This is a genomic window from Arhodomonas sp. SL1 (assembly GCF_052060015.1).
Lineage (GTDB): Bacteria > Pseudomonadota > Gammaproteobacteria > Nitrococcales > Nitrococcaceae > Arhodomonas.
Window position 1 is genome coordinate 12,572 of the sequence record NZ_JBPODZ010000006.1, and the last position, 21,645, is coordinate 34,216.

A 21,645-nucleotide genomic window follows, 5' to 3' on the forward strand; every position below is an offset into this window, starting at 1 on the left:
TAGTACCCCCCGTTACCCGTCATCATAGTGCAATGCAATACCAGCGGTCACAGGCGGAAATCGGTGCCGAGATAGACCCGCTGTACCTGCTCGTCGGCGAGCACCGACTCCGCCTCGCCCTCGGCGATGACCGCCCCCGCGTTCAGGATATAGGCCCGGTGGACGATGCCCAGCGTTTCGCGGACGTTGTGATCGGTGATCAGTACCCCGATGCCCCGCCCGGCCAGGTGACGGATGATCTCGCGGATGTCGTGCACCGAGATGGGGTCGACGCCGGCGAAGGGCTCGTCGAGCAGCATCACCCGGGGCCGGGCGGCCAGGGCGCGGGCGATTTCCACGCGCCGGCGCTCGCCGCCGGAGAGACTGATCCCGCTCTGCTCGCGGAGGTGTCCGATGCTGAGCTCCTCGAGCAGGGCCTCCAGCTCCGCCGTCCGCCCTTGCCGGTCCAGGTCCCGCCGGAGCTCCAGCACGCCGAGGATGTTATCGGCGACGCTGAGCTTGCGGAACACGGAGGCCTCCTGGGGCAGGTAGCCGAGCCCCAGGCGCGCGCGCCGGTGCATGGGCAGCGCGCCGATCTCGCGGCCATCGAGGAGGATGCGACCCGCATCGGCCCGGATCAGCCCCACGATCATGTAGAAGCAGGTGGTCTTGCCGGCGCCGTTCGGGCCGAGCAGGCCGACGATCTCCCCGGGCCCCACCGACAGAGCGGCGTCGGAGACCACCTGCCGGCCGCGATAGCGCTTGCTCAGGGCGCTGGCCTGGAGCTGACCGGCGGCGTCGCTCATTGGCCCTCGTCTTGCCCTTCGCCGTCGGGGTGCAGGGTGACCTCCACCCGGCGCTCGCTGCTGCTGTCGGCCTCCACACGGTCCGCGGCGATGTCGTAGCGCACGGTCTCGCCCCGGAACTCATCGCGACCGCGTTGCAGGTAGGCGCCGCCGGAGAGGTTGATGCGTTCCGGTGGGCCGGCGTGGTAGATCATCTCCGGTGCCTCGGCGTGGACGGGATCGCCGCCGTCACCGCGCTGGTCGCGGAAGGTGGCCGGGGTGCCCTCCACCTCGATCCGTCCCACGCCGCCGCCGTCGGCGCGGTAGACGCGGAGCTCGTCGCCGGTGATCCGCATCGCCCCCCGGGTGACCTCCACGTTGCCGCGGTAGGTGCTGACGCCGGCCGCGTTGTCCAGCTCACCCTGGTCGGCGCTCAGGTGCAGGGCACCGGCGCTGTCCTGCTCGGCCGCGGTGGCGGAGCCGCTGGCGAGGCCGAGGCCCGCCAGCAGGGCGAGGATCGCCAGCGTGCCACCGAGCGCCTCAGTTCGTCCCGTTCGTGTCATGGTGTCCCCTCACATTCGCCAGCAGTTCGACCCGTTGCTCGTCCAGCCAGGCCCGTGCCCCCCGGCCCTCGAGCCGGCTGTCCGGTGACTCCAGCGTGACCGGCCGCTCCGTCTCTGCATAGTCCCGGGCGGGCTCGAGCCGCAGCACCTCGGTGGACAGGCGCAACGGCCGCGGCGGATCCCGGTGCAGTACCACCGAGCCGGTGAGCTCCAGCAGCCGGGTGCCATCGGGTAGCGGCGTCAGTTCGGCCTGTTCGGCGCGCCCCTGCCAGGCGTGTGCGTCGCCGTCCGCTTCCCGCCGCCAGCGTGGCGACTGCATCTGCCAGCGGTCATCCGCGGGGAAGTAGGCCCCTCGGTCCGCCTCGAGCCGGAATTCCGGCCGCCCCGCGGTGTCGGTGCTGCGGATCTCTACCGCCGTGGCGTAGTAGCGGGCCTGCGGCTCGCGCACTGGCGGTGCCGCGCCCGGCGGCCCCGTCTCCACCCCGCCGAAGGACAACCATACCAGCAGCGCCATGAGCCCGGCCGCCACCAGCGGGAAGGCGATCCGATTGCGCTCAATCATGGCCGTCCATCAGCCCCTGCAGCAGCCCGCCGGCGGCGAGCACCAGCTCGCAGACCTCCCGGACCGCGCCGTTTCCGCCCCTGCGGGCGGTGACCCAGTGGGCCCGGCGCCGTACCCGCGGGTGGGCGTCCGCCACCGCCACCGCCAGGCCACAGCGTGCCATGGCCGCCAGGTCTACCAGGTCGTCACCGACGAAGGCGCAGGCCGCCGGCGGGAGCTCGAGCTCGGTCGCCAGCGCGGTGATCTCCGCGCCCTTGTCGCGTACGCCCTGGCGGAGCTGGCTGATCCCGAGCTCCCGGGCCCGCTCCGCTACGGCCGTGGAGCGTCGGGCGGTCACGATGGCGGTGGCGATGCCCGCCTCGTGTAACAGGGCGAGACCCTTGCCGTCGTGGATATGGAAGCGCTTGAAGGCCTCGCCGTCGCCGGCCATGTAGACGGCGCCGTCGGTGAGCACACCATCCACGTCCAGGGCGAGCAGCCGGATACCGGCGGCCCGCTCGACCACACCGGCCTCCGGGGCGGCGCAGTAGGCGTCGCGGAAGGCGTCCATCAGACCACGCCCGCGCGCAGCAGGTCGTGCATGTTCAGTGCGCCCACCAGCCGCAGCTCCTCGTCGACGACCGGAAGCGCCGAGATCCCGTGGGATTCCATCAGCGCCAGCGCCTCCGCAGCGAGGCGCTCGCGGGTGATGGTGTGGCCCCCGGGGGTCATCACCTCGCGGATGGGGGTGCGGTGGACGTCGACCTCCCGATCCAGGGCGCGGCGCAGGTCGCCGTCGGTGAACACGCCGATGAGCCGTTCGCCGTCATCGACCACGGCGGTCATCCCCAGGCCCTGGTTGGTCATCTCCACCAGCGCGTCCGCCAGCGGGGTCTGCGCCTGCACCCTCGGGGTGCGGGTGCCGGTATGCATGATGTCCTCGATGCGCAGCAGCAGCCGCCGGCCCAGGCGCCCGCCCGGGTGCGAACGGGCGAAGTCCTCCCGGGTGAAGCCGCGGGCGTCCAGCAGCGCCACCGCCAGGGCGTCGCCCATCACCAGGGTGGCGGTGGTGCTCGCCGTGGGCGCGAGGCCCAGCGGGCAGGCCTCCTCGGCGACGCTGACGTCGATGTGGACATCGGCGGTGCGCGCCAGGGTCGATTCCGGCCGCCCGGTGAGCGCGATCAGGGGCACGGACAGGCGCTTGATCAGCGGCAGGATGGTGGTGATCTCGTCGGTCTCCCCCGAGTTGGACAGGGCCAGGACCACATCGCGGGCGGTGATCATGCCCAGGTCGCCGTGGCTCGCCTCACCGGGATGGACGAAGAACGCCGGCGTGCCGGTGCTCGCCAGGGTGGCGGCGATCTTGCCCCCGATGTGGCCCGACTTGCCCATCCCCAGCACCACCACGCGGCCCTCGCAGGCGAGCATGTAGCGGCAGGCGCGGGCGAAGCCGGCGTCCAGCCGGCCGGCCAGGGCCTGTACCGCGGTGGCCTCGACCTCGATGACCGCGAGGCCCAGGCGCCGGAGGTCATCGTCGCGGATTGCGGGGGTGGTGGCTTCATTCATCGCTCATGCCTCACTCATATAGAGTAGCCCCTGAAAGCCCAGGTACGCAGCCAGCAGCAGGGCGCCCTCGAGGCGGTTGATATGGCCGTGGCCGAAACGCGACAGCGCCATGGCGGCGAAAACCACCGTGATCCCCGCCATCACCGGAAAGTCACGGATCAGGGTGAGCCGGTCGATGGCCAGGGGGTTGATGATGCCGGCGAGCCCCATGACCCCGAGCAGGTTGAACATATTGGAGCCGATGACATTGCCGATGGCGATGTCGTACTCCCCCTTGCGCGCGCCCGCGAGGCTCGCCGCGAACTCCGGGAGACTGGTGCCCAGGGCGACGATGGTCAGGCCGATGACCAGGTCGCTGACCCCCATGGCCTCGGCGACGTTCACCGCCGCCCAGACCAGGGCCCGCGAACTGGCGAGTAGCACCACCAGGCCCACCACCAGCCAGAGCAGGCTGCGGCCCAGGGGCAGGTCCGTGGGGATCTCGCTCTCGAACTCCCCCACCAGCACGTCCGCGTCCCCGCCGCGTCCCTGCAGGCCCATCCATATCAGCAGCGCACCCATGCCGGCGACCAGTACGGCGCCCTCCCAGAGGGAGAGCCAGCCGTCGAGGACGAAGACGTAGGCGACCCCCATGATCACCAGCAGCAGCGGGATCTCCCGGCGCAGCAGGCTGGAGCGGACCTGCAGGGGTATCAGCAGCGCGGTGGCGCCGAGGATCAGGCCGATGTTGGTGATGTTGGAGCCGATGGCGTTGCCCACCGCCAGCCCGGGGCTGCCCTCCCAGGCGGCGATGGCGGAGACCAGCATCTCCGGCGCCGAGGTCCCGATCCCCACCACAGTCAGCCCGATGATCAGTGTCGGGATGCCCAGGGCCCGTGCGGTGCCGGAGGCGCCGAGGACGAAGCGGTCGGCGCTCCAGGTCAGGGCGATGAAGCCGACGACGATGGTGGTCAGGTATAGGAGCATCGATGACGTTGCCCGTCCGCACTGAGAGCGCGACATGATACGGAGGGTCCCGCGGCTTCGCCAGGAAACCCGCCGTTGTGGCGGGCGTTTGACTGCCCCCTCGGCGTCGCGGATACTGCGGCGCTTGTCGACCCAGGCAGCGCACCATGACCGAGGACGCCGAGTCCCTGATCGATATCCGGGATCTGCATTTCTTCCGGGGTGATCGACCCATCTTCTCCGGCGTGGACATCCGTGTCCGCCGCGGGGAGGTCACCGCCATCATGGGCCCCAGCGGTACGGGCAAGACCACGCTGCTGCGGCTCATCGGCGGCCAGCTCCGGCCTGACCGCGGGGAGGTGCGAGTGGCCGGGGAGGCGGTGCCGCGACTGTCCCAGCGCCGGCTGTACGCGCTGCGCCGGCGCATGGGCATGCTCTTCCAGGCGGGGGGGCTGTTCACGGACCTCAACTGCTTCGACAACGTGGCCTTCCCGCTGCGCGAGCACACCCGGCTGTCCCGGTCGCTGATCCGGCAGCTGGTGCTGCTGAAGCTGGAGGCGGTGGGTCTGCGCGGCGCGCGGGGGCTCTTCCCCGCCGAGCTCTCCGGCGGCATGGCGCGCCGGGTGGCGCTGGCGCGGGCTATTGCCCTCGACCCGGAGCTGGTGCTCTACGACGAGCCTTTCTCCGGGCAGGATCCCATCTCCATGGGGGTGTTGGTGAAACTGATCCGCGAGCTCAACGACGCCCTGGGGCTGACCAGCGTGGTGGTCTCCCATGACGTCAAGGAGACCGCCGCCATCGCCGACTACATCTACGTGCTCGCCGACGGTGTAGTGGTGGCGGAGGGGACGCCCGAGGCGCTGCGTGCCTCCGATTCCCCCTGGGTGCGCCAGTTCATGGACGCCCGCCCGGACGGGCCGGTGCCGTTTCACTACCCCGGGCCGTCGCTGGCCAGCGATGCCTTCGGCGGGGACCGGTCGTGATCGAGGCCGTCCGCCAGCTCGGCGCCTGGGCACTCGCCCGCCTGGAGCGCTTCGGCCGCGGCAGCCTTTTTATCCTGCGCGTGCTGCTGGGGCTGCCGGCGCTGGTGCCGCGGTTCCGGCTGCTGGTGCATCAGGTCTACTCCGTGGGCGTGCTCTCGCTGGTGATCATCGTGGTCTCGGGCATCTTCGTGGGCATGGTGCTGGCGCTGCAGGGTTACAATACGCTGGTGGATTTCGGCGCCGAGGATTCCCTGGGCACGCTGGTGGCACTCTCCCTGATCCGCGAGTTGGGCCCGGTGGTGACGGCGCTGCTGTTCGCGGGCCGCGCCGGCTCGGCGTTGACCGCCGAGATCGGGCTGATGAAGGCCACCGAGCAGCTCTCCAGCATGGAGATGATGGCCGTGGACCCCCATCGACGGGTGCTGGCGCCGCGCTTCGCCGCGGGGATCATCGCCATGCCGCTGCTCTCGGCGATCTTCACCCTGCTCGGTATCCTGGCCGCCTACGTGGTGGGCACCGAGCTTCTGGGGGTGGATGCCGGTGCCTTCTGGTCGCAGATGCAGGCCAGCGTGTCGCTGAACGAAGACATCGCCAGCGGTGTCATCAAGAGCATCGCCTTCGGGGTGGTGGCCAGCTGGATCGCCGTGTTCGAGGGCTACGATTGTGCGCCCACCTCGGAGGGGGTAAGCCGGGCGACCACCCGGACGGTGGTGAATACCTCCCTGGCGGTGCTCGGTCTCGATTTCATTCTCACCGCCCTCATGTTCGACTAGGGCCGACGGATAAGGTGTTGGGCGATGGATAAAATGCGCACCACAGAGCTCGCCGTGGGGGTGTTCGTGGTGGCGGGGGTCGTGGCGCTGCTGGTGCTGGCGCTGCGGGTGAGCAATATCTCCGCCTTCCAGACCACCGAGGGCTATACCATTGTCGGGTATTTCGAGAACGTCGGCGGATTGCGCGAGCGTGCGCCGGTGCGCATGGGTGGTGTCCCGGTGGGACGGGTCAGCGCCATCACCCTGGATACGGAGACCTTTGAGGCCCGCGTGGAGATGACCATCGGTCACCGCTATGACAACCTGCCCGCGGATACCAGCGCCAGCGTCCTGACCTCGGGCCTGCTCGGCGAGCAGTACATCGGCCTGGAGCCGGGCGGGATGCCGGCCACGCTCCAGGACGGCGACGAGCTGATGCTCACCCAGTCCGCGGTGGTGCTGGAGAAGGTGATCAGCCAGTTCCTGTTCCAGCAGGCCGAGGGCGAATAGCCACGGGTTCGGAGGAAGGCTTCATGTTTGCACGAATCATCACTGCGCTGATGCTGCTGGCCGTGCTCGCTCCGGCGCACGCCGGGGAGCCGCAGTCGCCGGAGGAGCTGGTCCGCGAGACCACGCGGGAGGTCCGCGCTGTCCTCGAGGCCCACCGCGAGGAGATCGCCGACGACCCGAGCCTGGTCTACGAGTACGTCGCCGATCTGGTACTGCCGAAGTTCGACTTTGAGCTGATGAGCCGTTTCGTCCTCGGCCGCCACTGGAAAGACGCCAGCGAGGCGCAGCGCGAGCGCTTCGTGCGCGAGTTCCGCGGCCTGCTGATCCGTACTTATGGCACCTCGCTGTCGGAGTACAGCGGCGAGGAGGTCGACTTCCCGCCGATGAAGTCGGATCCCGAGCGCGGCCGGGTCACGGTGCCCACGGAGGTCATCCAGCCGGACGGCCCGGAGATTCCCGTGAACTACAGCCTCTTCCGCAATGATGCCGGTCAATGGCGGGTGTTCGACGTAACCATCGAGGGGGTCAGCCTGATCCAGAACTACCGCAGTAGCTTCGGTTCGGAGGTGCGCCAGAAGGGCCTGGATGCCCTTATCGAGCGGCTGGCGAAGCGCAACGAGGAACGCGGGGTGCCCCAGTGAGCGCGGCGCTGGATGGCGCCGGCGAGGGGGCGCTCCGGGTCACCGGCGAGTTGGACTTCGACAGTGTCGCGTTGTTGCCGGCGGCGTTGCCGGGCAGCGGCGACGCGGTGGTCGACCTCTCGGCGGTGGAACGCGCGGATAGCGCCGGGCTCGCGTTGCTCCTGGAGTGGGTCCGTGTCGCCCGGGCGGCGGGGCGGCAGGTGCGTTTCCGGGGGATCCCCCGGCAGTTGCTGGCCATAGCCCGGGTCAGCGGGGTGGATGCGATCCTGCCGCTCGAGGACAATGAGCCGATACCGAATCCCTGATCGAGCATCACCGGACAGCGAGGTAACGACCGAGACATGATGGAGCCGCAGCGTATTCGCGAGATCCTGGAGTCGGGCCTGACCGACGCGACGGTGGCGGTGGATGGTGACGGCCGCCACTTCCAGGCGCTTATCGTGAGCCCGGATTTCGAGGGGGTGCCCCTCATTCGGCGCCACCGCATGGTCAACGACCTGCTTCGCGAGCACATCGACAGTGACATGCTCCATGCGATCTCCATGCGCACCCTCACCCCCGGCCAGCACGCCGCGGAAGGGTCCTGACCATGGAGCCGAGGGCGGCAGGCGGGGGCGCATGGAACGGTTACTGATCCGCGGCGGGGTGCCGCTGGACGGCGAGATCCGCATCTCCGGGGCGAAGAACGCGGCGCTGCCCATCCTCGCCGCAACCATCCTCGGGGACGGGCCGACCACGGTCGGCAACATCCCCCATCTCCACGACATCACCACCACCATGGAGTTGCTCGGGCGCATGGGGGTGCGGTTGACCGTCGATGAGCGCATGCGCATCGAGGTGGATCCGCGGGGGGTGACCGATTGCTACGCCCCCTATGAGCTGGTCAAGACCATGCGCGCCTCCATCTTGGTGCTGGGGCCGCTGCTGGCGCGCTTCGGCGAGGCCGATGTCTCGCTGCCGGGCGGCTGCGCCATCGGTTCCCGTCCGGTGAATCTCCACGTCGAGGGGCTGCGCCAGATGGGTGCGGAGATCAGCGTGGAGGGCGGCTACATCCGCGCCCGCTGCCGCCGGCTGCGGGGCGCGCGATTGGTCATGGACCTGGTCACGGTGACAGGTACCGAGAACCTGATGATGGCCGCCACCCTGGCCGAGGGGACGACGGTCATCGAGAATGCGGCCCGCGAGCCGGAGGTGGTGGATCTCGCCAACTGCCTCAACGCCATGGGCGCCGGGGTGGAGGGCGCCGGCTCCGACACCATCACCGTCCACGGGGTCGAGCGTCTCCAGGGGACCCGCTACGACGTGCTGCCGGACCGTATCGAGACCGGCACCTACCTGGTGGCGGCGGCGATGACCGGCGGGCGGGTCCGGCTCAAGGACACCGCCCCGGGGCTGCTTGATGCGGTGATCGCCAAGCTCGGCGAGGCGGGGGCGGAGATCGCCGTGGACGGGCGAACGATCGACCTTGCGATGCCCGGCGGGCGCAGACCCCGGGCGGTGAATGTGCGCACCGCACCCTATCCGGCCTTCCCCACGGACATGCAGGCGCAGTTCTGTGCCCTGAACGCCGTGGCCGAAGGGGTGGGGATGGTCACGGAAACGGTGTTCGAGAACCGCTTCATGCACGTGCTCGAACTCCAGCGCATGGGTGCGGACATGCGCCTGGAGGGCCACACGGCGATCTCCACCGGGGTGCCCCGGCTCACCGGCGCACCGGTGATGGCCACCGACCTGCGGGCCTCCGCAAGCCTGGTCCTCGCCGGTCTGGTGGCCGAGGGCGAGACCTGCGTCGATCGCATCTATCACATCGATCGCGGCTACGAGTGCATCGAGGAGAAGCTGGTGCAGCTCGGCGCCAACATCCGCCGGGTACCGGCCTGAAGGGGATTATGCAAGAGCAACTGACCATCGCGCTGTCCAAGGGGCGCATCCTCGAGGAGACCCTGCCGTTGCTCGCCGCCGCCGGCATCGAGCCGGCGGAGGACCCGGAGGCGAGCCGCCGGCTGGTTATCCCCAGCAACCGCGACGGCGTGCAGTTGGTCATCGTCCGCGCCACCGATGTGCCCACCTACGTGGAGCACGGTGGCGCGGATCTGGGGGTGGCGGGCAAGGACGTCCTCCTCGAATACGGGGGACAGGGTCTGTACGAACCCCTGGACCTGGGTATCGCCCGGTGCCGGCTGATGGTGGCGGGCCGGCCCGGCAGTGAGGTGCTGCGCCGGCCGCGGGTGGCGACCAAGTTCGTGAACATCGCCCGCCGGCACTTCGCCGCCCAAGGGCGGCAGGCGGAGCTGATCAAGCTGTATGGCTCTATGGAGCTGGCGCCGCTGGTGGGTTTGGCGGACCTCATCGTCGACCTGGTGGATACGGGCAATACCCTGCGCGCCAACGGCCTGGAGCCGCTGGAGCCCATCGCCGACATCAGCTCGCGGCTGGTGGTCAACAAGGCGGCGATGAAGATGAAGTACCGACGCATACGCCCGCTGCTCGAGGGGCTGCGCGATGCGGTCGCGGCCGCTGCCTGAGCAACCGCCGGGAGGAATACGTAATGCTGGAGATCACCCGCCTTAGCACCACGCAGCCGGATTTCTGGGACAGCCTACAACAGCTCACCGACTGGGATGACGGCGCCACCAGCCGGGTCGAAGAGGTCGTCGCCGAGATCCTCCAGCGCGTCGCCGCCGAGGGGGATGCGGCGGTGCTCGAGCTCACGGCACGGTTCGACCGCCTCGCCGTCGACACCGCCGCGGAGCTGGAGGTGTCCGTCGATGAGCAGGAGCGGGCCCTGGCCGGGCTGGATGACGAGCAGCGCCGTGCCCTCGAGACCGCCGCCGCACGGATCCGGGACTACCATGCCCGCCAGCTCGGGGAGAGCTGGGAATATGCCGACGAGCACGGCAACCGGCTGGGCCAGCAGGTCACGCCGCTGGCCCGCGTGGGCGTGTACGTGCCCGGCGGCAAGGCCGCCTATCCCTCGTCGGTGCTCATGAACACCCTGCCGGCCAAGGTGGCCGGCGTCGACGAGGTGATCATGGTGGTCCCCGCCCCGGAAGGCGCGGTGAGTCCCCTGGTGTTGGCGGCCGCCCGGGTGGCCGGTGTCGATCGCGTCTTCCGCGTCGGCGGTGCCCAGGCGGTGGCGGCGCTCGCCTGCGGCACGGAGACCATCCCGGCGGTGGACAAGATCGTCGGGCCGGGCAACGCCTTCGTCGCCGAGGCCAAGCGCCGGGTGTTTGGCCGGGTGGGCATCGACATGGTGGCGGGGCCCTCGGAGATCATGGTCATCTGCGACGGCCAGACCGATGCCGAGTGGATCGCCATGGATCTCTTCTCCCAGGCGGAGCACGACGAGGACGCCCGCGCCATCCTGGTCTGCCCGGATCCACTGTTCCTGGATCAGGTCCAGGCGGCGATGGAGCGGCTGCTCCCCGAGATGGAGCGCTCGGAGATCATCCGTACGGCGCTCGGCCGGCGCGGCGCGCTGATCTACGTGCGGGACCTCGCCGAGGCGGCCGAGGTGGCGAACCGTATCGCCCCCGAGCACCTCGAGCTCTCGGTGGTGGAGCCACGCCACATGGCGGCCGGCATCCGTCACGCCGGGGCGATCTTTTTGGGTCGTCACACCCCCGAGGCCATCGGCGATTACTGTGCCGGGCCCAATCACGTGCTGCCCACCTCGCGGACCGCCCGGTTCGCATCGCCGCTGGGGGTCTACGATTTCCAGAAGCGTACCAGCCTGATCGAGTGTTCGCCGGCCGGTGGCGCCGCGCTCGCCGACGTGGCGGCGACGCTGGCCCGCGGCGAGGGGCTCACCGCCCATGCCCGCTCCGCGGAGATGCGTCGGGACGGCGAGGGGGCGGAACCGCGCTAGCCGGTGGGTCGCTCGGCGACGGCGAGGCGACGCTGGAAGACGCCGTCGCGGCCGATGCCCTCGATCTCCACCTCGCTGCCGGGCTCGTGGCGACTGATCCGACGCAACAGCGCGGCGGGTTCGTCCACCGGCTCCCCGTCCACGGCGAGGATGACATCGCCGGGCCGGATGCCGGCGCGGTCCGCCGGGCCGTCGCGCAAGACCCCGCTGATCAACACCCCGCCCGTCTCCGGCAGCGCCAGGCCATCGGCCAGGGGCGCGGTCACCGGCTGGACCTGCACGCCGATCCATCCGCGGATGGCACGGCCGTGCTCGATGAGATCCCGCATCACCCCGCGGGCGAGGCTCACCGGGATGGCGAAACCGATGCCCATGGAGCCGCCGGAGCGGCTGTAGATCGCGGTGTTGATGCCCACCAGCTCGCCGCGGGCGTTCACCAGCGCGCCGCCGGAGTTGCCCGGATTGATGGCGGCGTCCGTTTGTATGAAGTTCTCGAAGGTGGCCAGCCCCAGGTCGTCCCGGCCGGTGGCGCTGACGATGCCCTGGGTGACGGTCTGCCCGACCCCGAAGGGATTGCCCACGGCGAGCACCACGTCGCCCACCCGTAGCGATGCCGCGTCGCCGAAGGTGGCGTGGGGGAGCTCGCCGTCGATGTCGATGCGCAGCACCGCGAGGTCCGTCTCCGTGTCCCGGCCGATGAGCTGTGCCGCGGCACTGCGGCCGTCGTGGAGGAGGACCTCGATGGCCTCGGCATCCTCGACCACGTGGGCGTTGGTGAGGACGTAGCCGTCGGGGCTGACGATCACGCCGGAGCCCAGCGAGCGCTCCGGGCGCTGCTGCCTCGGCGGCGGGGCGCCGAAGAAGCGGCGCAACTCCGGGTTGTCGAAAAAGGGGTGCCGCGGGGTCTCCACGCTTCGGGTGCTGTAGACGTTGACCACCGAGGGCGCGGCCCGGTTGACGGCATCGGCGTAGGAGGCCATTCCCCGGTCGACGGCGCCGCTCTGCGCTGTCGGTGCCGGCGCCTCGGTGACCTGGATCACCGGGGCGGTGGTGTCGCCGAGCCAGGGGGCGAGCCAGAGGGCCGCCGCGGCGGCGAGCGCACCGACGATCACATAACGAAGGACGAAGCGGCCGATGCGGCTGGTTGGCATCGTGTGGATCCTCCCGGCTGGGGCCTTCCCCGCGCTATGATGGCGGCCCGTCTTATGGGAGGCATCATGGTACAGGTTCTCGAACTGGTGCGTTATTGCGACGAGACCCTCTCGAGCGCGGAGTTCAGTGACTACGCCCCCAACGGCCTGCAGGTGGAGGGCACCCGAGAGGTCAGCCGGCTGTGTAGTGCGGTGACCGCCAGCCGCGCGGTGGTGGAGCGTGCCGTGGAGGCCGGGGCGGACGCGCTGCTGGTCCATCACGGTTACTTCTGGAAGGGCGAGCCGGCGCCGCTGGTGGGCATGAAGGGCGAACGGGTGCGGCGGCTCATGGCCGCCGGTGTCTCGCTGCTTGCCTATCACCTGCCGCTCGACGCCCACCCCGAGCTCGGCAATAACGCCTGCCTCGCCGCGCGTCTCGCCCTGCGGGTGGAAGGCATCCACGCCGGCGCGGGCGTGCCGGGCCTGCTTTGGGAGGGGCAACTCGACGAGCCTCAGGCCCCCGAGGCGTTCGCCGCGCATGTCGCGGCCGTCACCGGCCGTGAACCATTGCATGTGGGTAGCGGGCCGGCGCGGATCCGGCGCCTGGCGTGGTGCACCGGCGCCGCCGAAGGGATGCTCGGTGCCGCCGCGGCCTTAGGAGTGGATGCCTTCATCAGCGGCGAGATCTCCGAGCGAACGACCCATGAGGCACGGGAGCTCGGGGTGCACTATTTCGCGGCCGGCCATCACGCCACCGAGCGCTACGGGGTGCAGGCCCTGGCTGATCACCTCGCGGGGGTGTTCGGCCTCGAGCATCTCTACCTCGAGGACGACAATCCGGTATGATACGCACCGGGCCTACCCGAAAGGGGTGCAGGCGGGTTGATCCAACGCACTGAAATAGAAACCGAAATACCGTACTTTCCGGGGTGCTCGCTTGACGCTTCGCGGCCGTTATTGGATCCTAAGGCGCCTTTGATGGGGCGTTTTTGCCCGCGCGGGCCGGGTCGCGGAAGCGCGGCGAGGCGGAATCCCAGCCTTAACCCAATGTCAGGGGGACGTGCATGAATCAGGATGGCACGGACAGGAGCAGGCGCCGCTTCCTCACCGGCGCCGTCACCGTCGTGGGCGGTGCCGGGGTGGTGGCGACCGCCGTTCCGTTTCTGTCCTACTGGCAACCGAGCGCCCGGGCCCAGGCCGCCGGGGCGCCGGTGGAAGTGGATATCAGCAAGCTCGAGCCGGGTCAGCGGATCTCGTTGGAGTGGCGGGGTAAGCCGATCTGGGTGTTCCGGCGCAGCGAGGACATGCTAGCCAAGCTGCCGGAGCTCAACGACCGGCTGCGCGATCCCGAGTCCAGCGTGGAGAGCCAGCAGCCCCCCTACGCCCAGAACGAGACGCGCTCCATCCGCCCGGAGGTCGGAGTGCTCAACCCGATTTGCACCCACCTGGGTTGCATCCCGTTGTACCGGCCGGAGGTGGGCTCGGTGGACGCGGACTGGCCGGGGGGACTGTTCTGTCCCTGCCATGGCTCCAAGTTCGATATGGCGGGCCGCGTCTTCCAGGGGGTGCCGGCGCCGACCAACCTGGAGGTGCCCCCCTACTGGTACCCGGAAGAGAACCGGATCGTGGTCGGTGAGCATCAGGACGGAGGAGCCGCGTAATGAGCGAGGGCACCAAGACCACGGGGCTGCTGGGCTGGATCGATGATCGCTTCCCGCTCACCAAGATGTGGGAGGAGCACCTCTCCCGCTACTACGCCCCCAAGAACTTCAACTTCTGGTACTACTTCGGCTCCATCGCGCTGCTGGTGTTGATCCTGCAGATCCTCACCGGCATCTGGCTGACGATGAACTATAACCCCAGCGCCGAGGGGGCGTTCGACTCGGTGCTCTATATCATGCGCGACGTCAACTGGGGTTGGCTGATGCGCTATATGCACTCGACGGGGGCGTCGGCATTCTTCATCGTCGTCTACCTGCACATGTTCCGCGCGCTGCTGTACGGCTCCTACAAGAAGCCCCGGGAGCTGCTGTGGATCTTCGGCATGCTGATTTACGTGGCCCTGATGGCCGAGGCCTTCATGGGCTACCTGCTGCCCTGGGGTCAGATGTCGTTCTGGGGCGCGCAGGTGATCACCTCGCTGTTCGGCGCCATCCCGGTCGTAGGCGATGAGCTGGTGACCTGGATCCGCGGTGACTACAACATCTCCGGGGTGACGCTGAACCGCTTCTTCGCGCTCCACGTCATCGCCGTGCCGCTGGTGCTGGTGCTGTTGGTGGTCGCCCACATCCTGGCGCTCCACGAGGTGGGCTCCAACAACCCCGACGGTATCGACATCAAGAAGAACAAGGACGCCAACGGTGTGCCCAAGGACGGCATCCCGTTCCATCCCTACTACACGGTCAAGGACCTGTTCGGCTTCGGGGTATTCCTGTTCTTCTTCGCCGCGGTGGTGTTCTTCGCGCCGACCTTCGGCGGATTGTTCCTGGAGGCACCCAACTTCCAGCGTGCCGACCCGCTGGTGACGCCGGAGCACATCGTGCCGGTGTGGTACTTCACGGCCTTCTACTCCATCCTGCGGGCGGTGCCCGATAAGCTCATGGGCGTGATCGCCATGGGCGCGGCGATCGTGGTCCTGTTCGTGCTGCCGTGGCTGGATCGCGGGCCGGTGCGTTCGATCCGCTACCGCGGGCTCGGCTACAAGGTGGCCCTGACGCTGTTCGCCATCGCCTTCGTGTTCCTGACCTATCTGGGCATGCAGGTCCCGTCGGATGAGATCCTGGGGCTGACCGTGACCACTTGGGCACGGATCAACAGCGTCGTGTACTTTGGCTTTTTCGTGTTCCTGTGGGTGTACACGTTCTTTGGCCTGGAAAAGACCAAACCGGTGCCGGCAAGGGTGAAGGACTAATGAGAAAGACCACCGTGGCACTGCTGCTGGCGCTGCTCCCGGGCGTAGTCCTGGGCGCCGGCGGTGGGCAGGATATGATGGATCCGCAGGTGGATGTCACCGATACGCAGTCCCTGCAGCGCGGGGCGAAGCATTTCGCCAATTACTGCATGGGCTGTCATTCCCTGGAGTACCTGCGCTACAACCGGATGGGCGCAGACCTCAACATCCCCGACGACGTGATCGACTCGCAGCTGATCTTCGACGGCAGCCAGGTCCACGCGCCGATGCGCAGCAGCATGGATCCCGCGGACGGAAACGAGTGGTTCGGGGCAGCGCCGCCGGATCTCTCCCTTACCGTGCGCGCCCGTGGGGCGGATTGGGTGTATACCTATCTCAATACCTTCTACCGGGACCCGGATTCGTCCACCGGCGTGAACAACCTGGTGCTGCCGGGCTCGTCCATGCCCCATGTGCTCTGGACGCTGCAGGGCATCCCGGAGCCGGTCTACGGCGAGGGCGCGGACGGCGAGCTCCACGTGGTGGATGTGGACGCACCGGAAGAGGCCGGTATGCTCAGCGAGGAGGAGTTCCACCGCGTCACCCGGGACATCACCAACTTCCTGGCCTACGCCTCGGAGCCCATCAAGGCAGAGCGTCAGCGCGTCGGTATTTGGGTGCTGCTGTTCATCGCGGTCTTCACGGCACTGGCCTACCTGCTCAAACGAGAATACTGGAAGGGCGTCCATTGAGCCGCGGGGTCGTCGATGGCCACCGGTAGCCGGCGCTCGGTGATGACGCTGTTTTCGGGGCCGACCTGTGTGTACAGCCACCGAATCCGGCTGGTGCTTGCGGAGAAGGCAATCTCCGCGGAGATCGTGGACGTGGAGCCGGGTGGGCCGATCCCGGAGGACCTGGCCGATCTCAACCCCTACGGAGAGGCGCCGACGCTGGTTGACCGTGACCTGGTCCTCTACGACAGCCGCGTGATCGCCGAGTACTTGGACGAACGCTTCCCGCATCCGCCGTTGATGCCGGTGGATCCGGTCTCCCGGGCCAAGGCCCGGCTGGTGATCTCGCGGATCGAGCGGGACTGGGTGGCGCCGTTGTACGCCCTTGAGGCGGCCACCGGACGTGACGAGGAACGAAGCCGGAAGGCGCTGGCCGAGAGCTTGGTGGCCAGCGACGAGGTATTCGGCTCCGGCATGCCGTTCTTCTTGAGCGAGGAGCTGTCCATGATGGACTGCGCGCTGGCGCCGCTGTTGTGGCGGCTCCATCATTTCGGCGTGGCGGTGCCGGCAAGCGCCCAGCACATCCATGCCTATGCCCAGCGGCTGTTCGAGCGGGAAGCGTTCCAGAAGAGCCTGAGCAGCGCCGAGCGCGCCATGCGCGCATAGGCGTGGCGGTTTGTAGCGACAGCGACAGTGACAGTGACGAGGGGCATGACACCGAAGCGACCCTATCTCATCCGCGCCTTGTACGAGTGGATCACCGATAACGGCTTCACCCCGTACCTGCTGGTGGACACCTCGGTCACCGGGGTGGAGGCGCCGCTGGAGTACGCCGACAACGGCAAGCTGGTGCTCAACGTGGCGCCGTCCGCGGTCCGGGGCCTGGAGCTCGGCAACGACTGGGTGGGCTTTAATGCCCGCTTCGGGGGTGCGCCCCGGGACGTCTTCCTGCCGGTGGGCGCGGTCGTTGCGATCTATGCCCGGGAGAACGGACAGGGCATGCTCTTCGGCGAGGAGGACGACGGTGGCGGTGACCAGGGCCCGCCCCCCGACGGGCCCGAAGGCGGTGGCGAGGGCGGCAACGGCGGTGCCCGCAAGCCCTCGCTGCGCGTAGTCAAGTAGGTCCGAACAGGCTCCGGTCGATGAGATCGCAGAGGCAATGGATGACCAGGAGGTGTACCTCCTGAATCCTGGCGGTCACCGTTGCCGGTACCCGTATCTCCACATCCCCCGCCTGCATCATTGAACCGATGCGCCCACCATCGCGGCCGGTGAGGGCGATCACCACCACGCCGCGCTCGTGGGCGGCCTCGATGGCGGCCACCACGTTGTCGCTGTTACCACTGGTGGATATCGCCAGCAGGCAGTCGCCGGGCTGGCCGAGGGCCCGTAGCTGGCGCGCGAAGATTTCCCGGTAACTGAAGTCATTGGCCACCGAGGTCAGCGTTGAGCTATCGGTGGTCAGGGCGATGGCCGGCAGGCCCGGCCGATCCATTTCGAAGCGGTTGAGCAGCTCCGAGGAGAAGTGCTGCGAGTCCGCCGCCGAGCCGCCATTGCCGCAGGCGAGGATCTTGTTCTCCGCCTGCAGGGCCCCGGTCATTCGCTCGCCGGCCTCCAGTATGGCCGGGGCGAGTCGGTCCATCGCCATCTGTTTGGTGCGAATGCTCTCGTGGAATTGCTGCGCGATGCGCTCATGTAGGTCCATGCGGTTCGTCGTCCCGGTCTCTAGTCGTCGGCGCGAAAGGCGTCACGGAGCCAGGTGGTCTCGCCGTCGGCATCGACGGTGACCACATCGAAACGGCACGGCCGCTGGTGGGCCCCGTGACGGTGGAGATAGTAGCGGGCCGCTCGCACGACACGGCGGCGTTTGCCGGCAGTGATGCTTTCCGCGGCGGTGCCGTAGTCCTCGCGGCTACGCAGGCGAACCTCGACGAAGACCAGGGTGCCGCCGTCGTCCATCACAAGGTCGAGCTCTCCGCCCCGGCTGCGGAAGTTGCGGGCGAGGCAGGTCAGTCCCCGGTGCTCGAGATGACGGCAGGCGATCGCCTCGCCGCCTGCGCCTCGGGCATGTCGGCTCGGGGTCCGGTCCGTCATTGGCGCGGTGCCGGCGTCGTCCAGGCCGCCGGTTCGGCTTCCTCGCTGTCGCCCCCCGTGGGCATAGCGCCCGGGGCGTCTACCGTCCCGGCACGATCATCCGCGGCATCGTCGCCGTCTCCCGCCGGCATTCCCTCCGCAAGGGTCGGCGCCGCGGCTAGCCCCTCCGCGGTCACCACGGTGGCGGCGGGTGCCCGGTGAATGACCCCATCGGCGGCCACCGTCAACGCCCCGGAGGCACCGGGCAAGGCAGGCTTGCCGGCCCCGGGCTCGCCTCGGCGGAGACGGCCGATGAGCCGGTGGGCGTCGATGCCGAGGGCCACGAGCTCCGGCAGTCCCTCCATGGTCTCCCCCCATTGACGCGTCGCTGTGCTACGCAAGGCCTCCAGCTCGCCGTCCATACCCCCGGGGGCCAGCCAGGGCACGGTGACCAGGCGCAATCCCTCCAGATCCTGGTGGGCCGACGCGTCCGCGGGGCGCGGGTAGGCGTGGGAGGTAGCGTACACCGGGACCTGCAGCCCGTGATGAAAGCGTATCTGCGGCAACAGCAACCGCGCCTGCCGGGGGAAGGCGGCCAGGAATACCGCCTCCATGTCCTGGCGCCGGTAGGGGCTGAACTCCAGTGACCGGCGGAGGTGGTCCCGCAGCGCACGATAGCGGCGCTGGCTGGCGTCGAGGTTGAACAGGGCCTCCAGGGTGTCGCTGTGGTCGTTGGCTTCGGGGTCATAGGTGGCGGATTCGATGATCTCGCCGCCGGCCTCCCGGAAGCCCTCGCGGTAGGCGCCGGCCACTCGTTCGCCCCACTCATTGCGCGGGGTCAGGAGCACGGCCCGCCGTATCCCGGCGGTGCGGGCCGTACGGGCCACCGACCGGGCGTCGTCCTCGGGGGCCAGGCCGAACTGGAAGGTCCGTTCGCCGCCGAGGCCCGGCTCGGTCGTGTTCAGCGCCAGTAGCCGGCCGGGGCCGTCGTGACGCTCCAGTACCGCGCGCACCGCGTCCTTGGTGAGGGGGCCGACGATCAGGTCGGCCTCCTGAGCCTGCTCATAGGCGGACAGGGCACCGGCGACATCACCGCGGGTGTCGTGGATCTCCAGGCGCGCGCGCTCACCCCCGGCCGCATAGTAAGCGGTGAGGAAACCGTCGCGGATGGCCCGTGCAGGCTCCGCCAGGCGACCACTGAGCGGGAGGAGCAGGGCGATGTTCTCCGGTGGCCGGAGCTCGGCGCGCAGGCGCTCGATCAGCTCCGGGGCAAAACCGCCGGCAGGGTGATCGGGAAAGCGTTCCCGCCAAGCGGGGAGCACCGCCTCCAGCGCCGCCTCGTCACCGCGGGCCTCGCGCAGGCGCCGGGCGAGGTCGAACCAACCGGCCGCGGTGGCCTCCTCAGCCTCCTCGGCGGCCCGGGCGAGTGCCCTGGGCTCCATGCCGGCGAGCGCCTCCCAGACGTCTTCCGCCGCCTCCGCGGCGAGCCCGAGATAGCCGTGGCGCCGCATCAACAGCCGAGCGGCCTCCGGATCCCGCCCGCGTTCGCGCTCCGCAGCGGCCAGGGTGTCGAGCCAGACCGCGATCACCGGGTCCGCCAGGTCCCGCGGGATCGGGGTCAGCTCCCGGGCCACGCGCTCCGCCGGCGGTGGGGTATCCGCCAGGAGGATCTCCAAGAGCACGGGCAATCGCTGCGGGCCCTCGCCGGCGATTCCCGCATCACTGTCGCGAACCGACGATAGGGTCTCGGCGGCACGCCGGCGATCCCCCGACTCGCTGTAGAGGACTGCTGCCTGCAGACGCAGCGCGTTGGCCTGGGCGCCCGGTTCCAGCCCCCCGGCGGCCTCGGTCAGTGCCCCGGCGGCCTCACGCCATTGGCCCTGGGCCACCAGCCGCGTCGCCTCCCGTTCGGCGGTGCGCCGCGTCTCGGCGCCGGGCTCCGGCGTCGGCGCAATGGCGCAACTGGCCAGCACGGTGGCCAGCAGGAGCAGGGGCAGGAGCCTCAATGCGGTGGTCCGGGGCATGGATATTCCGGGGTTGTGAACACGGTGGTGCGGCTCGCGGTGACGGCGCCCAGCCGTTAGACTGCGCAGGCGGCGCCGGCCGTGATTGCGATAGAGTATCCGCAGGGTGGAAACAGCGTGTCAAACGTCTCGGGTCGGTTGTATGTGGTCGCCACGCCCATCGGCAATCTGGGCGACATCACCGGCCGTGCGGTCGAGACCCTGGGCGCGGTGGCCCGCATCGCGGCGGAGGATACCCGCCACACCGCCCGCCTGCTCTCCCATCTGGGGATCCGCCGCCCGCTGATCAGCCTGCACGAGCACAACGAGCCCGCCCGTATCGAGCGTATCGCGGCGGCGCTGGCGGCGGGGGAGGATGTGGCGCTGGTCAGCGATGCCGGCACGCCGCTGATCAGCGACCCGGGCTTCCGCCTGGTTCGCACCCTGCGCGAGCGCGGCTATCCGGTGGTCCCCATTCCAGGGCCCTCCAGCATCATCGCTGCCCTTTCGGTGGCCGGACTACCCAGTGACCGTTTTGTCTACGAGGGGTTTCTCCCGGCCAAGGCTACGGCGCGGCGCCGGCGGCTGGAGGCCCTGGCCGCCGAGACCCGGACCCTGGTGCTGCTGGAGGCCGCCCACCGCATCGAGTATGCCCTGGCGGACCTGGCGGCGGTGTTCGGCGCCGAGCGGGAATGCTGCCTTGCCCGCGAGCTGACCAAGCGCTTTGAGACGGTGCGGCTCGGCACCCTGGGCGAGTTGGCGGCATGGGTCGCCGATGACCCGGAGCAGCGCCGTGGCGAGCTGGTGTTGGTGGTCCGTGGCGCGGAGACTGTCATCGCGGAGACCACGGTGTCGACGACCCGATTGCTCGAGGCGCTGGTCGCCGAGATGCCGCCGCGCCGGGCCGCGCGCCTGGTGGCCCGGCTTACCGGGGAGAGCGCCAACCAGTTGTACCGCCGCATTGCCGGCGATGGCGACTGATCTGGTATCCTTGTTGTCGGGAAGTCGGCCGGACGGTCGCTGTCCCGCCACAACGCGTGGGAACCTCTGCGCAGTGTGCTGCACGGGGTGAGCGCGTGTTGGGGCGGGACGGAGGAAAGTCCGGGCTCCACAGGGCAGGGTGCCAGGTAACGCCTGGGCGGCGAGAGCCGACGGAAAGTGCCACAGAAAACACACCGCCGATGATCCCGCCCCTGCCCCCGGTGCGCAGGCATGCCAAGGTGTCGCGATCGCCGGGGGCAGGGGCGGGACGCAGGTAAGGGTGAAAAGGTGCGGTAAGAGCGCACCGCGCGGGTGGTAACACGCCGCGGCACGGTAAACCCCACCCGGAGCAAGACCAAATAGGGGAGCGCTCGCGTGGCCCGCGCGGCTCCCGGGTAGGTCGCTAGAGGTGTCCGGTGACGGGCGCCCCAGAGGAATGACCGTCCTCGACAGAACCCGGCTTACAGGCCGGCTTCCCACCTTCCTTTCCGGTAACGTTTTTCCCGCATTCCCCGCAATTTCCCTGCTGAAGTTAACGCGTGATGGGGCTGTTTTTCATAGCTTCATGTTTCGCAATGAATTTTATCTGTACTCTTTTTGTTTTCCATTGCTGCTTGGAGGACGGTTCGTAAGTTCCTGAGCCGAATGAAAAAAGTACGGCCGACACAGGTTGACGGGGTGCTGGGGGGTACCTATAGTGTGTC

The 21,645-nt window shown here is 69.2% G+C and carries 26 protein-coding genes and 1 other RNA gene; 17 read left to right on the forward strand and 10 right to left on the reverse strand.

The features are described 5' to 3' along the window. Positions 1-47: 47 nt before the first annotated feature. From lptB to ACQ754_RS09905, 6 genes are read right to left on the reverse strand one after another with little or no spacing between them, the layout of a single operon-like run. Positions 48-785, reverse strand: a complete 738-nt coding sequence (lptB, locus tag ACQ754_RS09880) for an LPS export ABC transporter ATP-binding protein (RefSeq protein WP_440996860.1) — start codon at positions 783-785, stop codon at positions 48-50. Next, on the reverse strand, positions 782-1,327 hold the full coding sequence (lptA, locus tag ACQ754_RS09885) for a lipopolysaccharide transport periplasmic protein LptA (RefSeq protein ID WP_440996861.1): 546 nt from the start codon (positions 1,325-1,327) through the stop codon (positions 782-784). Before lptA ends, lptB begins: the two co-directional genes overlap by 4 nt. Next, a complete protein-coding gene (lptC, locus tag ACQ754_RS09890; RefSeq protein WP_440996862.1) occupies positions 1,305-1,889 on the reverse strand; it encodes an LPS export ABC transporter periplasmic protein LptC in 585 nt (194 codons plus the stop codon). Before lptC ends, lptA begins: the two co-directional genes overlap by 23 nt. After that, complete coding sequence (locus tag ACQ754_RS09895) at positions 1,882-2,439, reverse strand: KdsC family phosphatase (RefSeq protein WP_440996863.1); 558 nt, start codon at positions 2,437-2,439, stop codon at positions 1,882-1,884. The genes lptC and ACQ754_RS09895 overlap by 8 nt, the downstream gene beginning before the upstream one ends. Further along, a complete protein-coding gene (locus ACQ754_RS09900; RefSeq protein ID WP_440996864.1) occupies positions 2,439-3,434 on the reverse strand; it encodes a KpsF/GutQ family sugar-phosphate isomerase in 996 nt (331 codons plus the stop codon). Before ACQ754_RS09900 ends, ACQ754_RS09895 begins: the two co-directional genes overlap by 1 nt. Before the next feature lie 3 nt (positions 3,435-3,437). Further along, positions 3,438-4,400 carry a calcium/sodium antiporter gene (locus tag ACQ754_RS09905; protein WP_440996865.1) on the reverse strand — a complete coding sequence of 321 codons (963 nt, stop codon included), beginning with the start codon at positions 4,398-4,400 and terminating at the stop codon, positions 3,438-3,440. Positions 4,401-4,546: 146 nt separating this feature from the next. Between ACQ754_RS09905 and ACQ754_RS09910 the strand changes: the two genes are divergently transcribed. Genes ACQ754_RS09910 through hisD form a run of 9 tightly spaced genes read left to right on the forward strand, consistent with a single transcriptional unit; the run spans position 4,547 to position 11,133 of the window. After that, the gene (locus tag ACQ754_RS09910; RefSeq protein WP_440996866.1) at positions 4,547-5,362 is read left to right on the forward strand and encodes an ABC transporter ATP-binding protein; all 816 of its coding nucleotides are present in this window, start codon (positions 4,547-4,549) and stop codon (positions 5,360-5,362) included. Further along, on the forward strand, positions 5,359-6,135 hold the full coding sequence (gene mlaE, locus ACQ754_RS09915) for a lipid asymmetry maintenance ABC transporter permease subunit MlaE (RefSeq protein ID WP_440996867.1): 777 nt from the start codon (positions 5,359-5,361) through the stop codon (positions 6,133-6,135). The genes ACQ754_RS09910 and mlaE overlap by 4 nt, the downstream gene beginning before the upstream one ends. Before the next feature lie 24 nt (positions 6,136-6,159). After that, on the forward strand, positions 6,160-6,624 hold the full coding sequence (gene mlaD, locus ACQ754_RS09920; RefSeq protein ID WP_440996868.1) for an outer membrane lipid asymmetry maintenance protein MlaD: 465 nt from the start codon (positions 6,160-6,162) through the stop codon (positions 6,622-6,624). Positions 6,625-6,647: 23 nt separating this feature from the next. Further along, positions 6,648-7,265 (forward strand): MlaC/ttg2D family ABC transporter substrate-binding protein, encoded by a 618-nt coding sequence (locus ACQ754_RS09925; protein ID WP_440996869.1) that lies wholly within the window; start codon positions 6,648-6,650, stop codon positions 7,263-7,265. Next, entirely contained in the window at positions 7,262-7,570 is a 309-nt protein-coding gene (locus tag ACQ754_RS09930) for an STAS domain-containing protein (protein WP_440996870.1), read from the forward strand. Before ACQ754_RS09925 ends, ACQ754_RS09930 begins: the two co-directional genes overlap by 4 nt. A gap of 36 nt (positions 7,571-7,606) precedes the next feature. Continuing rightward, positions 7,607-7,852 carry a BolA family protein gene (locus ACQ754_RS09935; protein WP_440996871.1) on the forward strand — a complete coding sequence of 82 codons (246 nt, stop codon included), beginning with the start codon at positions 7,607-7,609 and terminating at the stop codon, positions 7,850-7,852. A 31-nt stretch (positions 7,853-7,883) separates the two neighbouring features. Next, entirely contained in the window at positions 7,884-9,146 is a 1,263-nt protein-coding gene (gene murA / locus ACQ754_RS09940) for a UDP-N-acetylglucosamine 1-carboxyvinyltransferase (RefSeq protein ID WP_440996872.1), read from the forward strand. Between the two features lie 8 nt (positions 9,147-9,154). After that, positions 9,155-9,790: an ATP phosphoribosyltransferase gene (gene hisG, locus ACQ754_RS09945; RefSeq protein ID WP_440996873.1), complete on the forward strand. Its 636-nt coding sequence runs from the start codon at positions 9,155-9,157 to the stop codon at positions 9,788-9,790. A 23-nt stretch (positions 9,791-9,813) separates the two neighbouring features. Continuing rightward, a complete protein-coding gene (gene hisD, locus ACQ754_RS09950) occupies positions 9,814-11,133 on the forward strand; it encodes a histidinol dehydrogenase (RefSeq protein ID WP_440996874.1) in 1,320 nt (439 codons plus the stop codon). On the opposite strand, the gene ACQ754_RS09955 is transcribed toward hisD, so the two are convergent. Then, positions 11,130-12,284: a trypsin-like peptidase domain-containing protein gene (locus ACQ754_RS09955; RefSeq protein ID WP_440996875.1), complete on the reverse strand. Its 1,155-nt coding sequence runs from the start codon at positions 12,282-12,284 to the stop codon at positions 11,130-11,132. The genes hisD and ACQ754_RS09955 overlap by 4 nt on opposite strands. Before the next feature lie 66 nt (positions 12,285-12,350). On the opposite strand from ACQ754_RS09955, the gene ACQ754_RS09960 reads away from it, so the two are divergent. The 6 genes from ACQ754_RS09960 to ACQ754_RS09985 all read left to right on the forward strand — a co-directional run bounded on the left by ACQ754_RS09960 (position 12,351) and on the right by ACQ754_RS09985 (position 17,006). Continuing rightward, positions 12,351-13,109: a Nif3-like dinuclear metal center hexameric protein gene (locus ACQ754_RS09960; protein WP_440996876.1), complete on the forward strand. Its 759-nt coding sequence runs from the start codon at positions 12,351-12,353 to the stop codon at positions 13,107-13,109. Positions 13,110-13,327: 218 nt separating this feature from the next. Next, positions 13,328-13,924, forward strand: coding sequence for a ubiquinol-cytochrome c reductase iron-sulfur subunit (gene petA, locus ACQ754_RS09965; RefSeq protein WP_440996877.1), 597 nt, complete (start codon positions 13,328-13,330; stop codon positions 13,922-13,924). Beyond that, a complete protein-coding gene (locus ACQ754_RS09970; RefSeq protein ID WP_440996878.1) occupies positions 13,924-15,174 on the forward strand; it encodes a cytochrome b in 1,251 nt (416 codons plus the stop codon). The genes petA and ACQ754_RS09970 overlap by 1 nt, the downstream gene beginning before the upstream one ends. Beyond that, positions 15,174-15,905 (forward strand): cytochrome c1, encoded by a 732-nt coding sequence (locus ACQ754_RS09975; protein ID WP_440996879.1) that lies wholly within the window; start codon positions 15,174-15,176, stop codon positions 15,903-15,905. The genes ACQ754_RS09970 and ACQ754_RS09975 overlap by 1 nt, the downstream gene beginning before the upstream one ends. Before the next feature lie 15 nt (positions 15,906-15,920). Beyond that, positions 15,921-16,550 (forward strand): glutathione S-transferase N-terminal domain-containing protein, encoded by a 630-nt coding sequence (locus tag ACQ754_RS09980; protein WP_440996880.1) that lies wholly within the window; start codon positions 15,921-15,923, stop codon positions 16,548-16,550. A gap of 45 nt (positions 16,551-16,595) precedes the next feature. Further along, positions 16,596-17,006, forward strand: coding sequence for a ClpXP protease specificity-enhancing factor (locus tag ACQ754_RS09985; RefSeq protein WP_440996881.1), 411 nt, complete (start codon positions 16,596-16,598; stop codon positions 17,004-17,006). Here the strand turns inward: ACQ754_RS09985 and ACQ754_RS09990 are convergent. From ACQ754_RS09990 to ACQ754_RS10000, 3 genes are read right to left on the reverse strand one after another with little or no spacing between them, the layout of a single operon-like run. Beyond that, on the reverse strand, positions 16,999-17,589 hold the full coding sequence (locus ACQ754_RS09990) for a phosphoheptose isomerase (RefSeq protein ID WP_440996882.1): 591 nt from the start codon (positions 17,587-17,589) through the stop codon (positions 16,999-17,001). The two genes, ACQ754_RS09985 and ACQ754_RS09990, sit on opposite strands and share 8 nt — an antisense overlap. 20 nt (positions 17,590-17,609) lie before the next feature. After that, positions 17,610-17,978 carry a YraN family protein gene (locus ACQ754_RS09995; RefSeq protein WP_440996883.1) on the reverse strand — a complete coding sequence of 123 codons (369 nt, stop codon included), beginning with the start codon at positions 17,976-17,978 and terminating at the stop codon, positions 17,610-17,612. Continuing rightward, entirely contained in the window at positions 17,975-19,981 is a 2,007-nt protein-coding gene (locus ACQ754_RS10000) for a penicillin-binding protein activator (RefSeq protein ID WP_440996884.1), read from the reverse strand. The genes ACQ754_RS09995 and ACQ754_RS10000 overlap by 4 nt, the downstream gene beginning before the upstream one ends. A gap of 117 nt (positions 19,982-20,098) precedes the next feature. Here ACQ754_RS10000 and rsmI point away from each other — a divergent pair, with 117 nt between their 5' ends. Further along, positions 20,099-20,941, forward strand: coding sequence for a 16S rRNA (cytidine(1402)-2'-O)-methyltransferase (rsmI, locus tag ACQ754_RS10005; RefSeq protein ID WP_440996885.1), 843 nt, complete (start codon positions 20,099-20,101; stop codon positions 20,939-20,941). 20 nt (positions 20,942-20,961) lie between these two features. Then, an RNA gene (rnpB, locus tag ACQ754_RS10010) (RNase P RNA component class A) lies at positions 20,962-21,421 on the forward strand. The last annotated feature ends 224 nt before the right edge of the window (positions 21,422-21,645 follow it).

What these genes read in the sequence shown, in the direction of transcription:
- lptB (WP_440996860.1), bottom strand. Translation starts at nt 785, where the DNA reads ATGAGCGACGCCGCCGGTCAGCTCCAGGCCAGCGCCCTGAGCAAGCGC.
- lptA (WP_440996861.1), bottom strand. Translation starts at nt 1,327, where the DNA reads ATGACACGAACGGGACGAACTGAGGCGCTCGGTGGCACGCTGGCGATC.
- lptC (WP_440996862.1), bottom strand. Translation starts at nt 1,889, where the DNA reads ATGATTGAGCGCAATCGGATCGCCTTCCCGCTGGTGGCGGCCGGGCTC.
- ACQ754_RS09895 (WP_440996863.1), bottom strand. Translation starts at nt 2,439, where the DNA reads ATGGACGCCTTCCGCGACGCCTACTGCGCCGCCCCGGAGGCCGGTGTG.
- ACQ754_RS09900 (WP_440996864.1), bottom strand. Translation starts at nt 3,434, where the DNA reads ATGAATGAAGCCACCACCCCCGCAATCCGCGACGATGACCTCCGGCGC.
- ACQ754_RS09905 (WP_440996865.1), bottom strand. Translation starts at nt 4,400, where the DNA reads ATGCTCCTATACCTGACCACCATCGTCGTCGGCTTCATCGCCCTGACC.
- ACQ754_RS09910 (WP_440996866.1), top strand. Translation starts at nt 4,547, where the DNA reads ATGACCGAGGACGCCGAGTCCCTGATCGATATCCGGGATCTGCATTTC.
- mlaD (WP_440996868.1), top strand. Translation starts at nt 6,160, where the DNA reads ATGGATAAAATGCGCACCACAGAGCTCGCCGTGGGGGTGTTCGTGGTG.
- ACQ754_RS09925 (WP_440996869.1), top strand. Translation starts at nt 6,648, where the DNA reads ATGTTTGCACGAATCATCACTGCGCTGATGCTGCTGGCCGTGCTCGCT.
- ACQ754_RS09935 (WP_440996871.1), top strand. Translation starts at nt 7,607, where the DNA reads ATGATGGAGCCGCAGCGTATTCGCGAGATCCTGGAGTCGGGCCTGACC.
- murA (WP_440996872.1), top strand. Translation starts at nt 7,884, where the DNA reads ATGGAACGGTTACTGATCCGCGGCGGGGTGCCGCTGGACGGCGAGATC.
- hisG (WP_440996873.1), top strand. Translation starts at nt 9,155, where the DNA reads ATGCAAGAGCAACTGACCATCGCGCTGTCCAAGGGGCGCATCCTCGAG.
- hisD (WP_440996874.1), top strand. Translation starts at nt 9,814, where the DNA reads ATGCTGGAGATCACCCGCCTTAGCACCACGCAGCCGGATTTCTGGGAC.
- ACQ754_RS09955 (WP_440996875.1), bottom strand. Translation starts at nt 12,284, where the DNA reads ATGCCAACCAGCCGCATCGGCCGCTTCGTCCTTCGTTATGTGATCGTC.
- ACQ754_RS09960 (WP_440996876.1), top strand. Translation starts at nt 12,351, where the DNA reads ATGGTACAGGTTCTCGAACTGGTGCGTTATTGCGACGAGACCCTCTCG.
- petA (WP_440996877.1), top strand. Translation starts at nt 13,328, where the DNA reads ATGAATCAGGATGGCACGGACAGGAGCAGGCGCCGCTTCCTCACCGGC.
- ACQ754_RS09970 (WP_440996878.1), top strand. Translation starts at nt 13,924, where the DNA reads ATGAGCGAGGGCACCAAGACCACGGGGCTGCTGGGCTGGATCGATGAT.
- ACQ754_RS09975 (WP_440996879.1), top strand. Translation starts at nt 15,174, where the DNA reads ATGAGAAAGACCACCGTGGCACTGCTGCTGGCGCTGCTCCCGGGCGTA.
- ACQ754_RS09980 (WP_440996880.1), top strand. Translation starts at nt 15,921, where the DNA reads ATGGCCACCGGTAGCCGGCGCTCGGTGATGACGCTGTTTTCGGGGCCG.
- ACQ754_RS09985 (WP_440996881.1), top strand. Translation starts at nt 16,596, where the DNA reads ATGACACCGAAGCGACCCTATCTCATCCGCGCCTTGTACGAGTGGATC.
- ACQ754_RS09990 (WP_440996882.1), bottom strand. Translation starts at nt 17,589, where the DNA reads ATGGACCTACATGAGCGCATCGCGCAGCAATTCCACGAGAGCATTCGC.
- ACQ754_RS09995 (WP_440996883.1), bottom strand. Translation starts at nt 17,978, where the DNA reads ATGACGGACCGGACCCCGAGCCGACATGCCCGAGGCGCAGGCGGCGAG.
- ACQ754_RS10000 (WP_440996884.1), bottom strand. Translation starts at nt 19,981, where the DNA reads ATGCCCCGGACCACCGCATTGAGGCTCCTGCCCCTGCTCCTGCTGGCC.